Here is a 22,013-nt window from a genome sequence, read left to right on the forward strand (position 1 = left end):
GCCCTACTTGCGCGGTGCTGGGCCGCGCGGCCGCTCCAGCCGCTCGATCAGGGTGCGCGCGGTACGCTCGTCGGTGATCAGCCCCTTCAGCATGCGGCTGGCCAGCACCGATGCGATCGCATCCACCTTGGCGACGCCGCCGGCGATCGCGATCATTCGGCTGCGCCGGAGGTCTTCCAGTTCCAGCGACAGGACGCGGTGGCTGACCTCGGTATCGACGGGCTTCCCGGCGCGATCGAAGAACCAGCCCAGGATCTCGCCGCAGCCGCCGTCGCGCCGCACCTGGTCCATGTCGGCGCGGTCGATCATGCCGGTCGCGATCAGGGATGCCTGGCGCTCGACCGCGCCGATGCTGACGAAGAGCAGGCTGGCGGAGCGGGCCAGGTCGAACACCTCGGCCACGCCGCGCTGCGCCAGCAGGACCGCCCTGTCCTCGACCGAATTGGCGATGAAGGGTACCGGCATGACATAGGCTTCCGCCCCGGTGCGATCGGCCAGGCGATGGATGACATCGTGCGGATTGGCCGAGAACTTGCGCGTCAGCCCACCCAGCAGCGACACGAAGCGGGTGCGCTTCACCGGCATGCGCATCAGGTGGTCGGCGCAGGCCGCCAGCGTGCGGCCATGGCCGACGCCGATCAGTGTGTCCTCGTCGCGCTCCAGCACGCCTTTCAGGTATTGCGCGCCGACGATGCCCAGCGCCTTCAGCGGCAGGGGGTCGTCATCGAGAACCGGCACGACGCGGCAGAAATCCAGCCCGTGCGCGGCTGACAGCGCGCCCTCCATCTGGGCGCACTCGGCGATCTCGCCATCGATGAAGACGCGCACGAGCCCGTCGCGGGCGGCACGGGCCACCAAGCGATGGGCCTTCAGGCGGGTGATGCCCAGGCGTTCGGCCACCTCGGACTGGGTCAGCCCGCCGGCGAAATGCATCCAGGCCGCCCGCGTCGCCAGTCCGATCTCGTCTTCCACCCACCGCCCCAGATTTGGAACTTATGTTCTTATAGAGAAATAATGTTCCGACTTGCCCGGCCGTGTCAAGGGGCGCCGCGGCCGTCATCGCCCTGCAACATATGTTGCCTATCCTATACAAATGTTCGCGACCATGTTAAGGCTCGCGACGATCGGAACCAAGATCGCGCAATGCGACCGGAGAACGATGGGCGGAGCGGCCGACAGCCTGGAGCGCGCGGTGCGGGGTGCATCGGTGACGCGCGAAGTGGTCCTGGAACGCGGGGCGACGGCAGCATTGCCGGGCCTGCTGCGCCGCCATTTGCCGGCCGGGCCGATTCTCCTCGTCGCCGACGACAACACGTTGGCCGCTGCCGGCATGGCGGTCGGCGCGGTGCTGGCCGGTGCCGGCATCGCCCATGACCGTTTGGTCCTGCCGGGCCAGCCGCGACTGAAGCCGCGGGTTTCCCATACCGAGATGATCGCGGCCCGCATCCGCGCCGATGGCGCCGTGCCCGTAGCGATCGGCGCCGGCGTGCTCAACGACCTGGTGAAGCGGGCCGCCGCCATGGCCGGGACGCCCTATGCCGTCGTCGGTACGGCCGCTTCCATGGACGGCTATGCCGCATCGGGTGCCGCCCTGATGGACGGCGACTTCAAGCGCACCCTGCCCTGCCCGCCGCCGGTGGCGGTGCTGGCCGATCTCGACGTCGTGGCCGCCGCCCCGCCCCGCATGGCGGCCTGGGGCTACGGCGATCTCGCCGGCAAGGTCGTGGCGGGCGCCGACTGGATCGTGGCCGACGCCCTGGGCGAGGAGGCGATCGACGCCGACATCTTCGGCCTGGTGCAGGACGGGCTGGCCGGCTGGCTCGATGCCCCGGCGCGCCTGCCCCAGGGCGACCCCGAGGCGCTGCGCGGCCTGATGCAGGGGCTGCTGATCACCGGCTTTGCCATGCAGGCGCATGGCACGTCGCGCCCGGCGAGCGGCAGCGACCACCAGTTCGCCCATCTGTGGGAGATGGAGGGTCTGTCGGTGCCCGGCGCGTCTGGCGGCAAGGAGCCCGTCTCGCACGGTGCCTGCGTTGGCATCGGCACCGTAGCCATGCTGGCGCTCTACGAATGGCTGCTGGCGCAGGACCGGCCGGTCCGCGACATCGACGCGGCCGTCGCCGGCCAGCCGACCGCGGCGGCCGAGGCCACCCTGGTCGCCGCCGCCTTCCCCGACGCCGGCATGGCCGTCAGTGCGGCGGCCGAGATGGTCGCCAAGCGGCCGTCGCCCGCGCGGCTGCGCGCACGGCTCGAGCGCCTCGACGCCGCCTGGCCGGACCTCCGCCGGCGCCTGGCCGGCCGGCTGCCGCCGGCCGCGCGGATGCAGGCGCAGCTTGCCGCCGCCGGCGCGCCGTCTCGGCTGGACCAGATCGCCGTCAGCCCCGCCAGGATGGCGGCCGACTATCGCCGCGCCCGGCTGATCCGCCGGCGCTATACCGTCCTCGACCTGCTGGCCGACCTGGGCCGGCTCGACGAGGCGGTCGATTCCCTGTTCGCCCCGGACGGGTTCTGGGGCGCGCAGGCAGCGAAGCACTGAACCGACAGAAACCTGGTAGGGAGGACAACATGGCCTTCGTTGGTCGCAACATGATGCTGGGCGGCGTGCTGCTCGGCCTGGCCGCCGCCCCCGCCGCGGCCCAGCGGGTCGAGGTGCAGTGGTGGCATGCCATGGGCGGCGTGCTGGGCGAGCGCGTCGACGAGTTGGTGAAGGGCTTCAACGAGGCCCAGGACAAGTACACCGTGGTCGCCGTCAACAAGGGCAACTACGACGAGGTCATCAACGGCACCATCGCCGCCTATCGCGCCAAGCGCCATCCGCACCTGGTGCAGATCTACGAGCGCGGCTTCATGACCATGCTGCTGTCGGACGCGACCGTGCCCGTGCACCAGCTGATGAAGGAGCAGAAGTACGACATCGACTGGTCGGACTTCATCAAGCCGGTGGCCAGCTTCTACACCTACAAGGGCAATCTGATGACGATGCCCTTCAACTCGTCCACGCCGATCCTCTGGTACAACAAGGACCAGTTCGCCAAGGCCGGGTTCGAGAAGCCGGCCGCCACCTGGCAGGAATTCGAGAAGCAGCTCTACGAGATCAAGTTGAAGGGTGCGGCCGAATGCGGCACGGCACTCGCCAACGACTATTTCTGGAGCCTGATCGAGAACTACAGCGCGATCAACGACCAGCCCTTCGCGACGAAGTCGAACGGCTTCGACGGCATCGACACCGAGTTCGTCTACAACAAGACGAAGGTCGTGGGCCAGGTCACTCGCCTGAAGAAGTGGCTGGACGACGGCGTGCTGCAACTGGCCGGCACCGGCCTCAGCCCGCAGCAGCTCTTCGCGTCGGGCAAGTGCGCCACATACATCTCGTCGACCGCCGACCATGGCGCGATGGAGCGCAACGCCACCATCCCGTGGAGCGCCACCTACATGCCCTACGAGGCCGATGTCGGCACGCCGCGCAACAGCACGATCGGCGGCGCCACCATCTGGGTGATGAAGGGCCACAAGGCCGAGGAGTATGCGGGCGTCGCCGCCTTCTTCAACCACCTGGCCAGCCCCAAGGTGCAGGTCTGGTGGCACAAGGTGACGGGCTACGTGCCGCTGACCAACGCCGCCTACAAGGTGGCCAAGGACGAGGGCTACTACACCCAGAACCCGACGCGCGAGATCGCCGTACTGCAGTTGAGCCGCGGCACGCCGACCCAGAACTCCATGGGCTTCCGCTTCGGCAACTTCACCCAGACCACCTTCGCGCTGCGGCAGGAGATGGAAGCGGTGATGACCGGCAAGAAGAAGCCGCAGGAGGCGCTGGACGATTCCGTGAAGCGCGGCAACGACATCCTGCGCCAGTTCGAGAAGCTGAACGCGGGCAAGTACTGAGCCTGTAGCGCGGGCGGGGGGCGTCCTTTCGGGCGCCCCCACCGCCACATCCATATCCGGGAAATCCCATCATGGCCGGCCGCAGCCGGGAGTCTGGCCTGAAGCGCGCCCACTTCGTGGAGCCGCGCGTGGCAGCACTGTTGCTGCTGCCTCAGCTGGCCATCCTCCTCCTCTTCTTCTTCATCCCGTCGATCCGGGCGCTGGCGCAGTCGTTCCTGCTGGCCGACCCGTTCGGCGCGCGCGTCCAGTTCGTCTGGTTCGACAACTTCACCGCGCTGTTCCGCAGCCCGGAGTACCATGAATCCATCTGGGTGACGGTGTGGTTCACCCTGGCCCAGAGCGCGCTGACCATCGTGATCGCCGGCGTACTGGCATTCGCCACCGACCGGGTGATCCGCCTGCGCGGCACCTACAAGATGGTCCTGCTGCTGCCCTATGCGATTGCGCCGGCCATCGCCGGCATCCTGTGGGCGTTCCTCTTCAACCCGGCCGTCGGCCCGATCGCGCACGCGCTGCGCGCCATCGGCATCGCCTGGGACCCCAACCTGAACGCCACCGACGCGCTGATCCTGGTGACGCTGGCGGCCACCTGGAAGCACATCTGCTACGACTACATCTTCCTGGTGGCGGCCCTGCTGGCGATGCCGCCGTCGCTGCTGGAGGCAGCGGCCGTCGACGGCGCCGGGCCGCTGCGGCGTTTCTTCCTGATCGCCATGCCGATGATCAGCCCGACGATCTTCTTCCTGACCGTGATGAATTTCGTCTACGGCTTCTTCGACACCTTCGCGATCATCGACGCGGTGACCCGCGGCGGGCCGGCCGGGGCCACCAACATCCTGGTCTACAAGGTCTACCAGGACGGGTTCGTCAACCTGGACCTGGGGTCGTCGGCCGCCCAGTCGGTCGTCCTGATGCTGTCCGCCCTCACCCTGACGCTGCTGCAGTTCCGCTATGTGGAGCGCAAGGTGAACTACGATGTCTGAGCCCGGGATGTGTAAGCCATGATCGAGCGCCATCCCGTCCTCGACCTCGCCTGCCACGCCGTCCTGGTGCTGGGCGCGGCCATCGTCTGCATGCCCATCTACTTCGCCTTCGTCGCGGGGTCGCTGACGATCCAGGAGGTGCAGCAGGTTCCCCTGCCCTGGCTGCCCGGCAGCCATTTCGTGGCCAACGCCGAAACGGCCTGGAACAAGGGCAACTTCGCGCGTCTGTTCATCAACTCGGCCATCGTCGCGGTGGGCATCACGGTCGGCAAGATCGCGGTCTCGATGCTATCGGCCTTCGCGCTCGCCTATTTCCGCTTCCGCTGGCGGATGACGGCGTTCTGGCTGATCTTCGCCTCGCTGATGCTGCCGGTCGAAGTGCGCATCGTGCCGACCTTCGAATCGGTCGCCAACGCCGCGCTGCCGCTGCAATGGGTGGTGGACGAACTCGACCTCGCCGGCTGGTGGGAGGTGCTGACCGGCAACCGCATCGAGATCGCCCTGCAGTGGAACCTGATCAATACCTATAGCGGCCTGATCCTGCCGCTGATCGCGTCGGCCACGGCGACCTTCCTCTTCCGACAGTTCTTCCTGACCATCCCGGACGAGTTGTGCGAGGCGGCCCGCATCGACGGCGCCTCGCCCTGGCGCTTCTTCCGGTCCATCCTGCTGCCGCTATCCACCTCGAACATGGTGGCGCTGGCGATCATCCTCTTCCTGCATGGCTGGAACCAGTATCTCTGGCCGCTCCTCTTCACGACCGACAAGAACATGGCGACCGCCGTCATCGGGCTGAAGCACCTGATCCCGCGCTCGGACATGGAGCCCGCCTGGAACATCGCCATGAATGCGGCGCTCATCACCATGCTGCCGCCGGTCGTCGTCGTCGTCGCCCTTCAGCGCTGGCTGGTGAAGGGCCTAGTTGACAGCTCGAAATAGGAAACACTGCCTCATGGTCATGATCGTCGCCCATCGCGGAGCCCGCAACCTCTGGGCCGAGAACGGGCTGGCCGGCTTTCGCCGCACCGCCGCCCTGCCCGCGGACGCCATCGAGTTCGACGTGCACGGCACCCGGGACGGCGGCGTGGTCGTCATCCACGACGCCACGCTGGAGCGCACCACCCACGCAACCGGCCTGGTGGTCGACCACACGGTGGCCGAACTGGGCCAGATCGCGCTCCGCGACGGCCGCGGCGAGACGGTGCCGACGCTGGAAGCCGTGCTGGAGGTCTTCAAGCCGACCCGCTACGAGATCCAGCTCGAGATCAAGACCGATGCGCTGGGCCGGCCCTATGCCGGCTTGGAGCAGAACGTGGTCGATATCTCCCGCCGCCTCGGCCTGATGGAGCGCACGCTCTTCACCAGCTTCGCGCCCGAGGTGCTGGAGACGATCCGCGCCATCGACCCGAAGGCCGGCCTGCTGGCCTCCGTCGATCGCCGCTCGGCCGAGATGATGGGCGGCGTCGAGCCGATGCTGGACCGCTTCCTGGCGCTGGAGGGTTGCGCGATCGCCGTCCACGCGGCGCTGATGCAGATCGACCCGGCCTACTTCATCCGCCGCATCGGCGGCGACAAGCTGGGCGTGTGGATGACCAACACGGTCGACGAGATCGCCTACTGGATGGGCCAGCCCATTCGCCAGATCACCACCGACCGGCCGGACCTGGCGATCCTCGAGCGCGACGGAGGTTGAAATGATGCGCCTGACCCGACGCGGCCTCCTGCTGGGGGCCGCCGCCCTGGGGCCGCTCGCGGTGCTGCGGCACGGTCGGGCGCAATCCGCCGATCCCTTCACGCTGGGTGTCGCGTCCGGCAGCCCCAGGCCGGACCGCCTGGTGCTGTGGACGCGGCTGGCGCCGCAGCCGCTGGATGGCGGCGGCATGCCGGACCAGCCGGTGCCGGTCGAATGGGAACTGGCCGAGGACGAGCGCTTCGCGCGCATCGCCGCCCGCGGCACCTTCACCGCCATCCCCGCGCACGGCCACAGCGTCCATGCCGAGCCGACGGGCCTGGCGCCGGGGCGGACCTACTGGTACCGCTTCCGCGCCATGGGGGCCGAGAGCCCGGTCGGGCGCACGCGGACCGCGCCGGCCGAGGGGGCGGCGACCGACCGCTTCCGCTTCGCGTTTGCCTCCTGCCAGATGTACGAGCACGGCTATTTTTCGGCCTATCGCCACATGGCCGGGCAGGATCTCGACCTGGTCGTGCATCTGGGCGACTACATCTACGAGATGTCCTGGGGCCGGCGGCATGTGCGCCGCCACACCGGCGCCATCCCGACCGAGCTGTGGGAGTTCCGCGACCGCTGGGCGCTCTACAAGGGCGATCCCGACCTGGCCGCCGCCCACCGCATCGCCCCCTGGGTGGCGATCTGGGACGATCACGAGGTCGCCAACGACTACACCAACGACCGGTCGCCGCGCACCGAGGACCCCAAGCAGTTCCTGCGCATCCGGACGGCCGCCTACCAGGCATTCTGGGAGCATATGCCGCTGCCGATGGCGGCCGCCCCCAAGGGCCCGGACATGCGCATCCATGAGCGCTATCGCTTCGGGGACATGCTGGACCTGACCCTGCTCGACGACCGGCAGTACCGGTCGCACCCGCCCTGCGGTGCGGGCAAGGGCAATGCGCCCGGCCATGCCGACTGCCTGGACCGGCTGTCGGCCGAGCGGACGATGCTGGGCGCCCCGCAGGAGGAATGGCTGGGCCGCAGCCTGGGCGAGGCACGCGGGCGCTGGACGATCCTGGCGCAGCAGACGCTGATGGCCGAACTGGATCGCAAGGCCGGCGAGGGCCAGAGCTTCTGGATGGATGGATGGGACGGCTACCCCGCCGCCCGCGGCCGGCTGCTGGCGGCGATCGCCGAGCGCAAGCCCTCCAACCCGGTCGTCATCAGCGGCGACGTGCACGCCTTCTGGGTGGCCGACCTGAAGGAGGACTTCGCCAACCCCGCCTCGGCCACCCTGGCGAGCGAGATCGTCGGCACGTCGATCACCTCGCAGGGGCCGAACGAGGCCACCATCCGCACCGGCCAGGCCGAGAATGCCCACATCAAGTACGCCCGCGGCGACAAGCGCGGCTATGTCGCCATGACCCTGACGAAGGACAGCGCCCGCGCCGATTTGATGGCCGTCGACGACGCCTTCGAGCAGAACTCGGCGGTTCGCCCGCTGGTCAGCTTCGTCATCGAGAACGGCCAGCCGGGCGCCAAGCCGGCGTAGCGCAGGTCGCGGTCAATCGGCTGACAGGCCCTCTGCCTCCGGAAGCAGGCCTTCTCGCACCAGGTCGTCCCAAAAGGCTGGCGGAACGGGATGGCGCATCCACGCGGCGCAGGATGTCGTCTGGGCGGCTGTCCGCGGTCCCGGAAGCACCGAGACGACGCCCGGGTGGCGCAGCGGAAACTGCAGGGCCGCCGCCGGCAACGGCACGCCATGGCGGGCCGCCACCCGTTCGATCGCCGAGACGCGCGCCAGCAGCCCGGCATCCGCCGGGCGATGGCGGAAGCGGGCGCCCTCGCGCGCGCCAGTGGCAAGGATGCCGGTATTGAAGGGTGCCCCCACCACCACCCGCGCGCCCCGAACAAGACAGGCGGGCAGCAGCCGACCGGCAGCGCCCTGGTCGATCAGCGTGTAGCGGCCGGCCATCAGGAACAGGTCGAAATCGCCGTGATCGAGGGCGGCGAGGCAGACATCGGGGTCGTTGACGCCGATGCCGATCGCGCCCACCCGGCCTGCCCGCCGTAGCTCGGCCAGCGCCGGATAGGCGCCCGCCATCGCCTCACGAAAGCGGGCCGGCGCCGCGTCGCCGTGATTGTAGGGGTCGAGGTCATGGATGTAGGCGATGTCGACCCGGTCGACCCCGAGCCGATCGAGGCTCGCCATCAGCCCGTCGACCGTCGCCTGCCGGCCATAGTCGATGTGGCATGCTCCGTCCGCCGCCAGCCAGCCGACCTTGGTCGACAGCCGGAAGGAAGCCCGTGGCCGGCCGGCCAGGAGGCCGCCGACGCGACGCTCGCCCAGTCCCGCGCCGTACAGGGGGGCCGTGTCGTAGTAGCGGATGCCGGCTGCCCACGCCGCCTCCAGCGTGGCGGCTGCATCCGTCTCGTCGACCGGGCCATGCAGCGTGCCGATGGTGGCGCCGCCGAAGCCCATCTCGGGCAGGCCGAAGCCCGCGCCCGGCAAGGCGCTTTCCGCGAACGGCATCGGCGCGGTCATGCGGATGGCAGGTCGTTCGCGAGCCCCATGGCCCCTTCACGGAAGATGCGCGCATCCATCGTGCGCAATGCCGGGTCGACGGCCGGTGCGAAGTCCATGTGGGCCAGCACGTCCTCGGCCAGGCGCAGCCCCGGCGCGATCTCGGTCATGACGACGCCTTCGGGCTCCAGCCGGAACACCGCGCGCTCGGTCACGTACATCACCGGCTGGCTGCGCTCGCGCGCTCGACGGCCGCTGAAGCTGACCTGCTGCACGGCCGGCACGCACTTGCGCGTGCGCCCTTCCTCCAGGATCGCCAGCATGCCCTCGCCGATACGATATTTGGCGCCAGCCACCAGCGTGCCCATGAAGACGACGCGCTTGGCGTTCTGCGAGATGTTGATGAAGCCGCCGCAGCCATCAGCGCGGTTGCCGAACTTGGTGACGTTGACGTTCCCTTCCGGGTCGAGCTCGGCGAAGGAGAGGAACGCGGTGTCGAGCCCGCCGCCATCATAGAAATCGAACTGGTAGGCCTGGTCGAGGATCGCGCGCGGATTGTAGGCCGCGCCAAAATTGAGGCCCGAGCCGGGGACGCCGCCGACCACGCCCGATTCGACCGTGAGGTAGAACCAGTCGTCGATCCCCTCCTCGGCGCAGACGTTGGGGATGGAGGTCGAGATGCCGACGCCGAGGTTCACCACGGCGCCGCGATGCAGTTCGAAGGCGCCGCGGCGGGCGATCACCCGGCGCTCGCTCAACGGGTCCGGTGCCAGCGTCGAGATCGGCCGCGGCACCTGGCCGCTGAGGCTGGGATCGTACTTGCTGCCCCAGGTCTGCCAGGCGTCGGGGTCCAGGACAAGGGCATCCACCAGGAAGCAGGGCAGCCGCACCGATTGCGGCAGCAGGTGCCCCTTCGGCGCCAGCCGCTTCACCTGGCAGATGACGATGCCGCCATTGTTGTGGACGGCCTGGGCGATCGACAGCGTCTCCAGCGTCACCGCCTCCTCCTCGAGGCTGACATTGCCCTCCTCGTCGGCGGTGGTGCCGCGCAGGATGGCCACGTCGGCGGGCAGCGACTTGTAGAGCAGCCACTCCCGCCCCGCGGCCTGGACCACCTCGATCAGCTCATCGCGGGCGACCGCGTTCATCTTGGCGCCGGTGTTGCGCGGGTCCATGTAGGTGTCGAGCCCGACATGGGTCAGCACGCCCGGCTGCTTGGCCGCCATCGCCCGGTAAAGCTGGCTCAGCACCCCCTGCGGCAGGTTGTAGGCCTCGACCTTGTTGGCCACGATCAGCTTCATGAAGCGCGGCTGCGGCCCGTAATTGCCGCCGATCACGCGGCGGACGAGCCCTTCCTCCGCCAGCCAGCCCATGCCCTTGGAATCGAAGTCGCCGACCCCGGTCGTGTGGATGACCGTCAGGTCGCGGGGATGCGCCTCCGCCCGGTAGCGGGCGTTGATCGCCGCCAGCACCGTGTCGGCCACGCCCATGCCCTGCGAGCCGCCGACGATGACCGTGCGGCCGTCGCCGATAAGGTGGACCGCCTCCTCGGCGGTCAGGATGCGCGCCTTCATGCCCGCGCCTCCGCCTCGCGGGCGACGCGCCGCGCGATGATCATGCGCTGGATCTGGTTGGTGCCCTCGTAGATCTGCGCCAGCTTGACGTCGCGGAAGATCCGCTCCACCCGATACTCCCGCGAATAGCCGTTGCCACCATGGATCTGGATGGCGTTGGTCGCGTGCAGCATCGCCATGTCGGTGGTGAAGAGCTTGGCGATGGCCGCCTCCTTGGCGATCGAGCGCCCGGCATCCAGCAGGCGGGCGGCGTTGTGGATGAGGAGGCGGGAGGCGGCGATGTCCTTGGCCATGTCAGCCACCATGAACTGGACCGCCTGATGCTCGAAGATCGGCCGGCCGAACTGGACGCGCTGCTGGGCATAGCCGAGCGAGTCCTCGAAGGCCGCCTGGGCCATGCCGAGCGCCATCGACGCCATGGCGATGCGGCCATAGTCGAAATTGACCATCGCCATGCGGAAGGCATCGTTCTCGGCGCCCAGCCGGTCGCGCACCGGCACGCGCACCTCGTCGATGCCAAGCTGGCAGGTCGCCAGGCCGCGCATGCCGAGCAGCCGCTCCTTGCGGCCGAACGACAGCCCCCTGGCGTCGCGCGGCACCATGAAGGCGCTGACGCCCTTGCCGCCCAGCGTCGGATCGGTCTTGGCAAAGACCAGGATGTAGTCGGCGACGAGGCCGAGGCTCAGCCACGCCTTGGTGCCCGACAGCACGTAGTCGCCACCGTCGCGCCGGGCGTGGGTCTTCATCGCCGCCACGTCCGATCCGCCGTCGGGCTCGCTCACCGCGGTCGAGGTCAGCAGCCGGCCGGCCAGCACGTCCGGGATCATGCGCCGGTGATGCTCGTCCCCCTGCTCGTGCAGCAGCTTGGCCATCTCGACCGGGATGGCGAAACAGTTGCCGACCGCCCCCGATGCCTTGGCCAGTTCTTCCATCGCCAGGGAGAAGCAGACCGTATCGAAGCCGCTGCCGCCCGCCGCCTCCGGCAGGTTGATCCCGAACAGGCCGAGATCGGCCATGCCGCGATAAATCTCGCGCGGGAACTCGTCGGCCTCGTCGATGGCGGCGGCCGCCGGCCGCACCACCGCTTCGGCGAAGCGCCGGGTCATGTCGATGACCTGGCGCTGCACGTCGTCGTAGAAGAATTCCATGGCGTCGCTGTTTCCTCGCCCGTTCCGGCCGATTGATCTGGTCTTCAGGTTCCCCGCCGGCGGAGCAGCGTCGCGTGCTCCGCCTCGACCAGGACCGTTCCGTCCTGCCGCTCCAGGGTCGCCGCCTCGATCACGACGCCGCGGTCGGGCTTGCTCGACTCGCGCTTGGAGACGAAGGCGAAGCGCACCCGCACGGTGTCGCCCGACAGGATGGGTGCCCGGAAGCGCACCCGGTCCCAGCCGAGGGAGGCGATCGAGGTTTGGTCGTAGAGCCGCAGCTTGCTCTTCAGCCCTTCCATCAGCGAAAGGCCGTAGAGCCCGTGCGCGATGCGGCGCGGGAAGCCCATGCTGCGCGCCAGCGCATCGTCCAGATGCAGGCTGGAATGATCGAGCGTCACGTCGGCGAAGCGCGTGATCGCCTCGTCGGTGACAGTATGCGCGGGCGTGACGAAGGTTTCTCCCAGGACCACATCCTCGAAATGCAGGTCCTGGGGCGACATTGCGGTCATCGGCGCCATCAGCTGAGAAACGTGCGCGGCAGGTACAGGACCAGATCCGGCACATAGGTGATCAGGATCTGGACGAGCAGCATCGCCCCCAGCGGCAGGCCCAGATGCGGCGCCACCTGCATCACCTTGCGGCCCGTCACCGAGCAGGCGACGAAGAGGCAGATGCCGTAGGGCGGCGTTACCAGACCGATCGACAGGTTCACGGCGATCAGCACGCCGAAATGGATCGGGTCGACGCCGAACCCGACCGCGATCGGCATCAGCACCGGCACCAGGATCAGCACCGCGGCGATGCTTTCCATGAACATGCCGACGACCAGCAGCAGCAGATTCACGAAAAGGAGGTAGAGCAGCGCATTGTCCGAGGTGGCGCGGAGAAAGCGGCCGAGCGTGCCGGGAACATCCTGCACGGCGATCAGCCACGAGAAGATCGCCGCGGTGCCGATGATCAGCATGACCGCCGCCGTGGTGCAGGCGGCTTTCAGAAAGAGCTTCGGCAACATCGCGAAAGTCAGCTCGCGATAGACGAACAGGCCGACGACCAGACCGTAGAAGAGGACGACGGCCGCCGCCTCGGTCGGGGTGAACACGCCGCCGACAATGCCGCCGACGATGATGACCGGCATCAGCAGCGCCGGGATGGCGGCGATGAAGGCGCGGCGGACGCGCGCGCCCGAGAAGGGCTCGGCATCCTTGTAGATGCCGGGGTTGCGCCTGGCATGCAGGTAGCAGGCGCCCAACAGGGCCAGCCCCATCAGCAGGCCCGGCACGATGCCGCCCAGGAACATCCGGCCGACCGATTGGCCGGACACGGTGGCGATGATGACCATGATGATCGAGGGCGGGATGATCGGCCCGAGCGCCCCCGCGCAGGCCATGATGCCGGCGGCGAAGTCGATGTTGTAGCGCCGCCGCCGCATGTCGGGCGTCATCACCGAGGCGATGGCCGCGGTATCCGCCGACCCGGAACCGGAGATCGAGGCGAGGCCGGCGCCGGCGACGACCGCCACCATCAGCAACCCGCCGGTGATCCAGCCGACGAGCGAGGTCGCAAACTCGATGATGCGGCGCGCGATCCCGCCCATCTCCATCACCAGGCCGGCACCGATGAAGAACGGGATGGCGAGGAGCGTGTAGCTGTCGAGCCCCGAATAGAGCCGCTGCGGCAGCACGACGAGCGGCGTCGACGTGGTGAGATGAAGTGTCAGCGCCGCCGCCACGCCGAGGCAGAAGACGATCGGCATGCCCATCAGGATGAAGGCGAGGAATACCGGGAAGGTGACCATCATGGCGAATGCTCCCCGGTGGCATGCTTCTCGAAGGGCTCCCGGCCAAGCAGCAGCCGCCCGATGACGATCAGGTATTCGAGGGCCAGGTAGGCGACGCCGATCGGGATGGCCAGGTAGACGTGCGCCATGCTGATCTGCAGCAGCGGCGATGTCTGGAACTGCCCCATGTCCACGATGGCGAGGCTGCCGTCGAAGATGACCCAGAGGAAGAGCAGCGAGGCCGCGCCGAGCACGATCGCCAGGAGCCGCTGGAGCGGCGGCGGCAGCATCCCGGCCAGGACATCGACGCCGATATGCATGCCGTAGCGCATGGCAATGCCGCTCGCCAGGAAGACCAGCCAGATCTGCGAGAAGGTCGCGACCTCGGTCGTCCAGGCGATCGCATAGCCGAAGATGTAGCGGCCGGCGACCTGGACCAGCGTCGCCGCCGTCATGGTCACGAACAGGACGACGACGACGCTCGAGATCGCCATCCGCAGCAGGCCGAGGGCCCGGCCCGCCAGCCGCAGGGCCAGGTTGGCGGGCACGGCTGCGACCGGTGGATGGGAGAGTGTATTCGCCATGGCACCTCGCCCGGGCGGGGCGGCGGGGCAATCCCGAAGGACGACCCGCGCCGGCCGTCCCTACTTCGTGTCGATCACTTCCTGCAGCAGCACCCGGTCGGCCGGCTGCAGGAACTTCTCGTAGACGGGCTTCACCGCCTCGCGGAACGGCGCCACGTCGGGGCGCGACACCTTGGTCCCGCCGGCGATCGCCAAGGCCAGGCGTGCCTCCTCGCCCGAGGCATAGGCCTTGCGCTCGGCGCGGGAGGACAGGAGGCCGGCCTCGAGGAAGATCTTCTGCTCGTCGGCGGACAGCGCCTGGAACTTGCGCTCCGACATGACGAGCGGGTTCGCCAGGAGCAGCCAGGCAACCATCGACCAGTTCGGCGCCACCTCGAAGAAGCGCTGGGCGGCATAGTTGGTGTTGGCCGCCTCGGCGCCATCGACGACGCCGGACTGGAGCGCGCCGTAAAGCTCGCCATAGGCGAGCGGCGTCGGGTTGGCGCCCATCGCCTGGAATGCTGCGATATGCGCCGAGCTCTGCATCGTGCGGATCTTCAGGCCCTTCATGTCGGCGATGCTGGCGACGGCCTTGGAGCGGGTCATGATGTGGCGCACGCCCGCCTCGTGCCAGCCCAGGATGCGAAAGCCGCGGCCGCGCGCGGCGTCGGCCAGCTTCTGGCCGATAGGCCCCTCGACGACCTTTGCCATGTGCTCGCGGTCGCGGAAGAGGAACGGCATGTCGAACAGGATGAGCTGCGGGACGAAATTGGTCAGCACCGCGTTCGATGGGTTGGCGATATCGACCGTGCCGAGCAGGATCTGCTCGGCCACCTCGCGCTCCTGGCCCAACTGGTTGTTGGGGAAGATCTGCAGCTTGTACTTGCCGTTCGTCTTTTCCCCGACGATCCGGGAGAACTCTTCCATGCCGACCTGGAACGGTTCGTCCGGGGCGGCGGAATGGCTTGCCTTCAGGATCGTCTGGGCGGTCGCTGGCGACAGTGTCACGGCCGACGCCATCATCAGCGAGGCGGCGAGCGTTCGTATCGGATGAGCCGTCATTGCCTTCTCCTTGCACCCCTGTTCCCGCCATTGCCCGATTTTCAGGCAGATGGCTGTCCCGTTCGACGGGGTCGCGGCATGAAGCCCGCCGCCTGGCCACGCTGACGCGCACCATGCTTGAGCAAACGTTTGCCGCCGACCAGTCCAATGCCAGAGCAAACGTTTGCACTAGCCATCCGACCGATGCAGGATCATGCAGTTCCCGCGCCAAGCGCGCGCCACCCATCCGGCAAGGACCACGCATGACCGTCGCCCCCTTCCCGCTTGAACGCGGACTAGCCGAAGCCTACGAGCGCGACGGCATCGTGTGCGTGCGCAACGCCCTCGACCCAGCATGGGTCGAGCGGATGCGGGCGGCCGTGGAAAACGTGCTGGCCGCCCCCTCCGAGTTCGGCGAGCGCTACGGCGATCCGACCCGCGCCTCGTTCCTCGGCGACAAGTTCATGTGGATGCGCGACCCGGACTTCCGCGCGTTCGCCATGGAATCGACCTTGCCGGCGATCGCCGCCGGCCTCGTCGGCAGCCCCACCGTCAATCTCTTCTACGACCATCTGCTGGTGAAGGAGCCGGGCAGCGACGTTCCCACCCGCTGGCATCACGACCAGAACTACTGGCCCTGCGTCGGCAGCCAGTGCCTGTCGATCTGGGTGGCGCTCGACAAGGTGGACGCGGGCAACGGCCGGGTGGAGTTCATCCGCGGGTCGCACCGCTGGACGGAGCGATTCCAGCCGATGAACTTCACCGACATGGCGCCGATCGCCGACCCCGACTACCAGCCGATTCCCGACATCGACGCCGATCGCAACCGCTACGACATCGTCGCCTACGACCTGGAGCCCGGCGACTGCGTGGTCTTCAGCGCCCTCACCGTGCATGGCGCCAGCGGCAATGCCGCGGGCGACCGGCGCCGGCGCGCCATCGCCGTCCGCTATACGGGCGACGACGTGCGGTTCGCGGTCAAGCGGGCGGTCATCAAGCTGCCGACCGACCCAGGCCTCGCCCACGGCGACCGCATGGGCGGCCCGCAGTTTCCGTTGATCCCGGTCGCCTGAAGCAGCGGATGGGGACGGCCCTCGCCGTCCCCATTCTCCGCCTATTCGGCCGCGGCGCGATGGCGCGGGCCGAACGCCGCCGGCGGCGATCCGGTCAGCATGCCCAGGCCCTCCAGCACCAGGCGGAACTCCTCGCGCACCGACGCCGGCAGCAGCGAGCGCGGCGGCCGGGCCAGCCCCATCGGCGCCCCCATCAGGTCGAAGCAGGCCTTCGTGCCCTGGACGTACCAGTGCGCGCCCAGCGCCTCGATCATCGGGTTGATGCGCTCGAACAGGGCGCGCGCGCCGTCATAGTCGCGATGCTTGTCCCAGAGATCGAACAGCCGGGCGGAGGGCCCGGGGATCACGTTCGCGCAGACCGAAACCCAGCCATCGGCGCCGACCAGAAAGGATTCGTAGCCCATGTAGCCGCCGAAGGCCTGGACCCGGTCGCCGCACAGCCGCTTGATCTGGTGGATGCGGCGCACATCGACGGTCGATTCCTTGACGTAGGTGACCTTCGTCGTTTCCGCCATGCGCGCGATCAGGGCCGGCTTCACGTCGACGTTGGCCGTCGCCGGGTTGTTGTAGAGCATGATCGGAATGCCGATCTGGTCCGAGATCCGGCGATAATGCTCGTACAGCTCGTCCTCGGTCGGCGTGGAATAGAACGGCGGAATGATCATCACGCCGTCGGCGCCGAGCTTCTCGGCCTGGCGGGAATAGCGGATCGCGTCGTCGGTCGATTCCGCGGCGGTGCCGACGAAGACGGGTACCCGGCCGGCGGCCTGGTCGACGACGATGCGGGCGACGTCGGCCCGCTCGTTCTCGCTCAACGACAGGAACTCACCGGTGCTGCCGAGCGGCACCAGCCCGTGAATGCCCTCCTCCACCTGGTACTCGACGAGTTGCCGCAGCCGCTCCTCGTCGACCCGGCTGACGCCGTCGGTGAAGGGCGTGATAAGCACGGTGAAGGTACCGCGATGGACGGTCATGGTCGGGTTCCCTGTTCGTGGATGGGCGTTGTCAACGGCCCTTGAAAACGGGCGGGCGCTTCTCGACGAAGGCAGCGATGCCCTCGTCATGATCCTCGGTCTGCCAGAGCAGGAGCTTGCGCTCGAGGCTGAGGCTCTCGTCCAAGGGCTTCTGATAGGTCATCAGGACCTCTTCCTTGATCATCGCCACGGCGATCGGCGACATGCCGGCGATGCGTTCGGCCATCGCCAGCGCATGGGGCAAGGTCTCGGCCGCCGGCACCACCTGGAGGGCGAGGCCCCAGGCACAGGCGGTGGCGGCGTCGATCGTCTCGCCCGTCATCATCATCCACATCGCCCGGGCCTTGCCGACGATCCGCGGCACGCGCTGGGTGCCGCCATCGCCCGGAAATGCCGCGATCCGCACCTCCGGGAAGCCGAAGCGGGCGCTGTCGCCGGCAATGACGATGTCGCAGAGCGTCGTCAGCTCGCAGCCGCCGCCCAGCGCCCAGCCGTTGACTGCCGCCAGCAGCGGCTTGGGAAACCGCTCGATCGTCTTCCACGCGCGCAGCCGATCGGCCTGCCCCCACATCGGAATGCCGCCATCCGGCATTTCCTTGATGTCGGCACCGGCCGAGAAGGCACGGTCGTCGCCGGTCAGCACCAACGCGCGGACCTCGGGATCGGCCGCCGCCCGGTCGAGTTCGGCGGCCAGCGCCACCAGCAGGCCGCGGCTCAGCGCGTTGCGCGCCTCCGGCCGCTGGAACCGGATCAGCCGGACATGCGGCGCCGGGTCGGAGACGGCGATCGGGCTCATGACGCAGCGGCCCGGCATTTCACCATCGTCACATGCTCGCCCGCAACGACGACGCGGCCGTCCTGGTTCAGCAGTTCCACGCCTTCGGTGACGATGCCCCGCGCGGGGTCGCGGCTCGGCCGCTTGGCCAGGAAGCGCATGCGCACATGCACCCGGTCGCCGACGAACGCCGGCGCGCGGAAGCTGACCTTGTCCCAGCCGAGCGAGGCGATGGAGGTGTTCTCGTAGAGCTTCAGCTCGGACTTCAGCCCCTCGATCAATGCCAAGCCATAGAGCCCGTGCGCGATGGGCCGCCCGAACTCGGTGCGGCTGCAATAGTCCGGATCGACATGCAGCGGGTGGTGGTCGCGCGTGACGGCGGCGAATCCCAGGATGTCGTCCATGGTGATGGTGTGCGCCTGCGTCTCGACGCCATCGCCGACGACGATGTCCTCGTAGTGGAGGTCGACCATGCTGGCGGGATCACCCATCTCGCATCTCCCTTCGCTAGACTGCGAGCGCGGCGCGCAGGCCGGCCCGGTCGACCGTCTCGGTCACGACACGCTCCGTCGCCTCGGCTACGGCAAGGAGCGGCGGGCGCGGCAGCGCGCAGCCGATCACGCCCAGATGCCGCAGGGCGACCTTGATGCGCGTGTGCATGTCCATCAGCGGCCGCGCGCCATAGATGGCGCGGACGACCGGATGCAGGCGGTCGTCGGCCTGCCGCATCGCCCGCAGGTCGCCCGCCTGGGCCGCGCGCCACAGCTCGACCAGCAGGTCGGGCGTCAGGCTGGCAAGGCCGGAGAGGATGCCGTCGGCGCCGATCGCCGCCTGTGCCAGGAACCAGTCGAAGTTGGATGCGAGGATGGCCACCTCGGGCGCCGCCTGCTTGACCGCCCGCCAGTTCTCCTCATAGGCGCGGATGTCGCCGCTGCCCTCCTTGATGGCCAGCACGCCCGGCCGCCGGGCGACGTCCACCAGCACCGGCGTCGAGAAGCCGAGGCCGGATGCGATCGGGTACTGGAAGACCGAGACCGGCAGGCCCGCGCCGTCGATCACCCGGTCGACATAGTCGAGCACGACCGCCGGGTCGGCCGCCCCGCCGCCGGCGAACTGCGGCAATGGAAAGAGCACGGCGACCTCGGCGCCGGCATCGCGCGCCTCGCGCGCCTGCCGCACCGCCTCGGCCGTCGAATAGGCGATGATCCCCGCCAGCAGAGGGCGGGTGCGGCCGATGACGGCGCGCGTCCGGCGGATGACCTCGACCCGTTCGTCGGGTGTCAGGCTGGCCCCTTCGCCGGCATGCCCGTTGACGAACACGGCCGAGATGCCGGGCCGGACGCAATAGCCGAGGAAACGCTCGTACCCTGCCCAGTCGATCGAGAGATCGGGCGCGAACGGCAGGATCGTGGCGACGACGACATCGTTCAGGATCATCGGGCGCCCTCCCCGACCGCTGCCAGCCGGGGCGGCTCGCCGTCGCTCACCAAGCGGCCACCATGGGCGGCCTCCTCCGGAGGGCGCGGCAGGAAGTAGATGGCAACGTTTGCAGCATCGATGTCCGCCGCCTCGACAGCCGCCGCGGTAATCCGTCGGGCGGCATCGCGCAGGCGGTCGGCCGGGCGCGGAAAGGCATGGATCTTCACGAACATGCGCCGGTCGGCCGCCGAAACCGGCATCCGCCCGGCATGGGCATAGTCGTCGGCGCCGCAATCCTGGAAGTAGGTCGTGATGATCTCGGGGCTGATCGCGAAGGCCGCGGCAAGCCCTTCGGTGGCGCCGGCGGCCAGGCGACGGCGCCGTTCCGGCTCGAGATTGAAGTGGTAGATCTCGAGAAACGGCATGAGGGGCCCCCGGTGCTCGGACCGGAGGCGCGGGGCCGGTCCGGTCGGACAATCAGGCTGACCTGATTAGCAAACCCGCAAACGTTTGCATAGCGCCGTTGCGCTCAAGCCGGGGCCGCGCAGGATTCCCGGATCACCAGGGCTGCGTCGACCCGGTGCTCCAGTTGAGTCGGCACGCCGTCGAGCCGCATCAGCAGGCGCTCGACCGCCAGTTCGGCGATACGCTGGGGGCCACTGTCGACCACCGTGATCGCGGGCTTGTTCCAGGCGAACCAGGGCGTGTCTTCGTAGCAGAGCAGGGACAGATCCTCGGGCACGTCGATCGCACGCTCGCGAATGAAACGCATGGCGCCCATCGAGGCCTCGTGGTTGGCGACGAAGATCGCGGTGGGCCGGCGGCCGTTGGCCAGCATCGCCTCGCAGGCGCGGAACCCCGTCTCCGGGCGATAGGCGCCGAAATGGATGCGGCTGGGATCGGGCCGCAACCCGGCCTCGGTCAGCGCCCGGACATGGCCGACATAGCGCTCGCGGCCCGACGTCGTGTCCGCGCGGCCGACGATGAAACCGATATCACGATGGCCGAGATCGAGGAGATAGCGGGTGCCGGCCTGGGCCCCCTCCTCGTTGGCGTGGAGGATCGTCTCCAGCGCCTGCTCCTCCTGCCGCCGGATTACCGCGATCACCGGCACGCCGGCTTGCGCGAACTTGGCGAGCTGCGGCCCGTTGCGGCCGGTCGGAATGACGATCAGGCCCTCTGCCCGATAATTCTCCATGGTGGTCAGGAAGCGGGCTTCCTGCTCGGCGTCATCGCCGGTCACGCAGAGGATCACCTGGAAGCCGGCCGCGCCCAGCCGCTGCTGCGCCACCTCCGCCAGCAGCCGGTGGGACGTGCCGACGAGATTGTGCACCATGAGGCCGATGAGCCGCGAGCGCTGCGTCTTCAGGCCCCGTGCCAGCGTGTTCGGCCGATAGTTGGCGGCCTCCGCCGCCTGGCGGATACGCTTCTCGGTCTGCTCGCTGATCAGCCCCTTGCCGGTCAGCGCCCGCGATACGGTGCTGATCGACACCCCCGCCAGCAGGGCGACGTCCTTCAGGGTGCCGGCCCTGGTGGCCGCGATATGAGCCGGCGCACCGGTCTTCCTGGCCACCCCACCCTTTTTCGTCACCATCCGCCGATTGCTTCCACCTGCAGCAGCCATCGCCCGAGCGTCTAGCACGGGCCGGGCCGCCGCGGCGAGCATGTGCCTTGCATGGCAACGGCGATCCCTTCCCCCATCCGAGTGCCGGGCCATGCCGATCGCAGTACCCATCATCCACTTGAACGGCGCCTATTTGCCCGAACCCGAGGCCCGGCTATCCCCCTTCGATCTCGGCCTGCAGTTCGGCGACGGGGTGTATGAGGTGGTGTCGGCCTGGAAAGGGCTTCTGTTCCAACTCGAGGCGCATCTCGACCGGCTTGAGGACGGGCTGCACGCGACCCGCATCGAGACCGGCCTGTCGCGCCAGGACTGGCGGTCGATCGTCGCCGGGACGGCGCGGGCCAACGAACTGACGGATGCGTCGGTCAAGATCATCGTCACCCGCGGCCTGCTGCCGGCGGGCACCACCGATCCGCGGGCCGCACGGCCCACGGTCATCGCCTTCGCTACCCCCTACGGCCATATAGGGACGCCCGAGCAGCGGGCACACGGCATCCGCCTGATGATCGGGCACCAGCGCGGCATGGCACCGGATACGCTGGACCCGCGCTACAAGCACATCTCCCGCCTGCAATACCAGTTGGCGCGGATCGAGGCACTGGCGGCCGGGTACGACGACGTCGTCTGGCTCTCGGCCCAGGGCCTGGTCGAGGAGGCGCCGCGTTCGAACGTATTCCTCGTCAAGAAAGGGCGGTTGCGGACGCCCGCCGCCGGCGTGTTGCACGGCATCACGCACCGCACCTTCTGCGAACTGGCGGCCGAACTGGACGTGCCGCTCGATGTCGGTGACGTGACGCCCTACGACCTCTTCACGGCCGACGAGGTCTTCACCTGCAGTACGTCAGGGGCTGCCCTGCCGGTTCGCGAGACGGCGGGCCGGCCGGTGCTGGGGGCGGTGCCCGGCCCCGTGACCTCCGCCCTCAACCAACTCTACTGGACGAAGCGCGAGGCCGGCTGGCACGGCACCCCGCTCTAACCCCA

At 68.8% G+C, this 22,013-nt stretch carries 22 protein-coding genes; 8 read left to right on the forward strand and 14 right to left on the reverse strand.

What is annotated here, in order from left to right:
* Window positions 1-3: 3 nt before the first annotated feature.
* Window positions 4-972 carry a sugar-binding transcriptional regulator gene (locus STVA_RS16835; RefSeq protein ID WP_197735653.1) on the reverse strand — a complete coding sequence of 323 codons (969 nt, stop codon included), beginning with the start codon at window positions 970-972 and terminating at the stop codon, window positions 4-6.
* A 187-nt stretch (window positions 973-1,159) separates the two neighbouring features.
* Here STVA_RS16835 and STVA_RS16840 point away from each other — a divergent pair, with 187 nt between their 5' ends.
* From STVA_RS16840 to STVA_RS16865, 6 genes are all read left to right on the forward strand, one after another.
* Window positions 1,160-2,536 carry a sn-glycerol-1-phosphate dehydrogenase gene (locus STVA_RS16840; protein WP_123695284.1) on the forward strand — a complete coding sequence of 459 codons (1,377 nt, stop codon included), beginning with the start codon at window positions 1,160-1,162 and terminating at the stop codon, window positions 2,534-2,536.
* 29 nt (window positions 2,537-2,565) lie between these two features.
* Window positions 2,566-3,885: an extracellular solute-binding protein gene (locus STVA_RS16845; protein ID WP_123695286.1), complete on the forward strand. Its 1,320-nt coding sequence runs from the start codon at window positions 2,566-2,568 to the stop codon at window positions 3,883-3,885.
* Between the two features lie 71 nt (window positions 3,886-3,956).
* The gene (locus tag STVA_RS16850; RefSeq protein WP_123695288.1) at window positions 3,957-4,868 is read left to right on the forward strand and encodes an ABC transporter permease subunit; all 912 of its coding nucleotides are present in this window, start codon (window positions 3,957-3,959) and stop codon (window positions 4,866-4,868) included.
* Window positions 4,869-4,886: 18 nt separating this feature from the next.
* Window positions 4,887-5,807, forward strand: coding sequence for an ABC transporter permease subunit (locus STVA_RS16855; RefSeq protein WP_123695290.1), 921 nt, complete (start codon window positions 4,887-4,889; stop codon window positions 5,805-5,807).
* A gap of 13 nt (window positions 5,808-5,820) precedes the next feature.
* Window positions 5,821-6,561, forward strand: coding sequence for a glycerophosphodiester phosphodiesterase family protein (locus STVA_RS16860; RefSeq protein ID WP_123695292.1), 741 nt, complete (start codon window positions 5,821-5,823; stop codon window positions 6,559-6,561).
* A 1-nt stretch (window position 6,562) separates the two neighbouring features.
* Window positions 6,563-8,092 carry an alkaline phosphatase D family protein gene (locus tag STVA_RS16865; protein ID WP_197735654.1) on the forward strand — a complete coding sequence of 510 codons (1,530 nt, stop codon included), beginning with the start codon at window positions 6,563-6,565 and terminating at the stop codon, window positions 8,090-8,092.
* 12 nt (window positions 8,093-8,104) lie between these two features.
* On the opposite strand, the gene STVA_RS16870 is transcribed toward STVA_RS16865, so the two are convergent.
* Genes STVA_RS16870 through STVA_RS16900 form a run of 7 tightly spaced genes read right to left on the reverse strand, consistent with a single transcriptional unit; the run spans window position 8,105 to window position 15,188 of the window.
* Window positions 8,105-9,085 carry an aldo/keto reductase gene (locus tag STVA_RS16870; protein WP_197735655.1) on the reverse strand — a complete coding sequence of 327 codons (981 nt, stop codon included), beginning with the start codon at window positions 9,083-9,085 and terminating at the stop codon, window positions 8,105-8,107.
* Window positions 9,082-10,638, reverse strand: a complete 1,557-nt coding sequence (locus STVA_RS16875; RefSeq protein ID WP_123695294.1) for an acyl CoA:acetate/3-ketoacid CoA transferase — start codon at window positions 10,636-10,638, stop codon at window positions 9,082-9,084. The genes STVA_RS16870 and STVA_RS16875 overlap by 4 nt, the downstream gene beginning before the upstream one ends.
* Window positions 10,635-11,786 carry an acyl-CoA dehydrogenase family protein gene (locus STVA_RS16880; protein WP_123695296.1) on the reverse strand — a complete coding sequence of 384 codons (1,152 nt, stop codon included), beginning with the start codon at window positions 11,784-11,786 and terminating at the stop codon, window positions 10,635-10,637. The genes STVA_RS16875 and STVA_RS16880 overlap by 4 nt, the downstream gene beginning before the upstream one ends.
* Before the next feature lie 44 nt (window positions 11,787-11,830).
* Window positions 11,831-12,295, reverse strand: a complete 465-nt coding sequence (locus tag STVA_RS16885; protein ID WP_123695412.1) for a MaoC family dehydratase — start codon at window positions 12,293-12,295, stop codon at window positions 11,831-11,833.
* 8 nt (window positions 12,296-12,303) lie between these two features.
* Window positions 12,304-13,584, reverse strand: a complete 1,281-nt coding sequence (locus STVA_RS16890) for a TRAP transporter large permease (RefSeq protein WP_123695298.1) — start codon at window positions 13,582-13,584, stop codon at window positions 12,304-12,306.
* Window positions 13,581-14,147, reverse strand: a complete 567-nt coding sequence (locus STVA_RS16895; RefSeq protein WP_123695300.1) for a TRAP transporter small permease — start codon at window positions 14,145-14,147, stop codon at window positions 13,581-13,583. Before STVA_RS16895 ends, STVA_RS16890 begins: the two co-directional genes overlap by 4 nt.
* A 60-nt stretch (window positions 14,148-14,207) precedes the next feature.
* Window positions 14,208-15,188, reverse strand: a complete 981-nt coding sequence (locus STVA_RS16900) for a TRAP transporter substrate-binding protein (protein WP_123695302.1) — start codon at window positions 15,186-15,188, stop codon at window positions 14,208-14,210.
* 242 nt (window positions 15,189-15,430) lie between these two features.
* Here STVA_RS16900 and STVA_RS16905 point away from each other — a divergent pair, with 242 nt between their 5' ends.
* Complete coding sequence (locus tag STVA_RS16905) at window positions 15,431-16,240, forward strand: phytanoyl-CoA dioxygenase family protein (protein ID WP_170216736.1); 810 nt, start codon at window positions 15,431-15,433, stop codon at window positions 16,238-16,240.
* 41 nt (window positions 16,241-16,281) lie between these two features.
* On the opposite strand, the gene STVA_RS16910 is transcribed toward STVA_RS16905, so the two are convergent.
* The 6 genes from STVA_RS16910 to STVA_RS16935 form a co-directional block, all read right to left on the reverse strand.
* Window positions 16,282-17,214 (reverse strand): dihydrodipicolinate synthase family protein, encoded by a 933-nt coding sequence (locus STVA_RS16910; RefSeq protein WP_123695306.1) that lies wholly within the window; start codon window positions 17,212-17,214, stop codon window positions 16,282-16,284.
* 31 nt (window positions 17,215-17,245) lie between these two features.
* A complete protein-coding gene (locus STVA_RS16915) occupies window positions 17,246-18,028 on the reverse strand; it encodes an enoyl-CoA hydratase-related protein (protein ID WP_197735656.1) in 783 nt (260 codons plus the stop codon).
* Window positions 18,007-18,480 carry a MaoC family dehydratase gene (locus STVA_RS16920; RefSeq protein WP_123695309.1) on the reverse strand — a complete coding sequence of 158 codons (474 nt, stop codon included), beginning with the start codon at window positions 18,478-18,480 and terminating at the stop codon, window positions 18,007-18,009. Before STVA_RS16920 ends, STVA_RS16915 begins: the two co-directional genes overlap by 22 nt.
* Before the next feature lie 16 nt (window positions 18,481-18,496).
* Window positions 18,497-19,426 (reverse strand): dihydrodipicolinate synthase family protein, encoded by a 930-nt coding sequence (locus STVA_RS16925; protein WP_123695311.1) that lies wholly within the window; start codon window positions 19,424-19,426, stop codon window positions 18,497-18,499.
* Window positions 19,423-19,833 (reverse strand): tautomerase family protein, encoded by a 411-nt coding sequence (locus STVA_RS16930; protein WP_123695313.1) that lies wholly within the window; start codon window positions 19,831-19,833, stop codon window positions 19,423-19,425. Before STVA_RS16930 ends, STVA_RS16925 begins: the two co-directional genes overlap by 4 nt.
* 104 nt (window positions 19,834-19,937) lie before the next feature.
* On the reverse strand, window positions 19,938-20,981 hold the full coding sequence (locus STVA_RS16935) for a LacI family DNA-binding transcriptional regulator (RefSeq protein ID WP_197735657.1): 1,044 nt from the start codon (window positions 20,979-20,981) through the stop codon (window positions 19,938-19,940).
* A 142-nt stretch (window positions 20,982-21,123) separates the two neighbouring features.
* Between STVA_RS16935 and STVA_RS16940 the strand changes: the two genes are divergently transcribed.
* Window positions 21,124-22,008 carry an aminotransferase class IV gene (locus STVA_RS16940; protein ID WP_123695317.1) on the forward strand — a complete coding sequence of 295 codons (885 nt, stop codon included), beginning with the start codon at window positions 21,124-21,126 and terminating at the stop codon, window positions 22,006-22,008.
* Window positions 22,009-22,013 lie beyond the last annotated feature (5 nt).

The organism is Stella humosa (genome assembly GCF_006738645.1).
Taxonomy (GTDB): domain Bacteria; phylum Pseudomonadota; class Alphaproteobacteria; order ATCC43930; family Allostellaceae; genus Allostella; species Allostella humosa.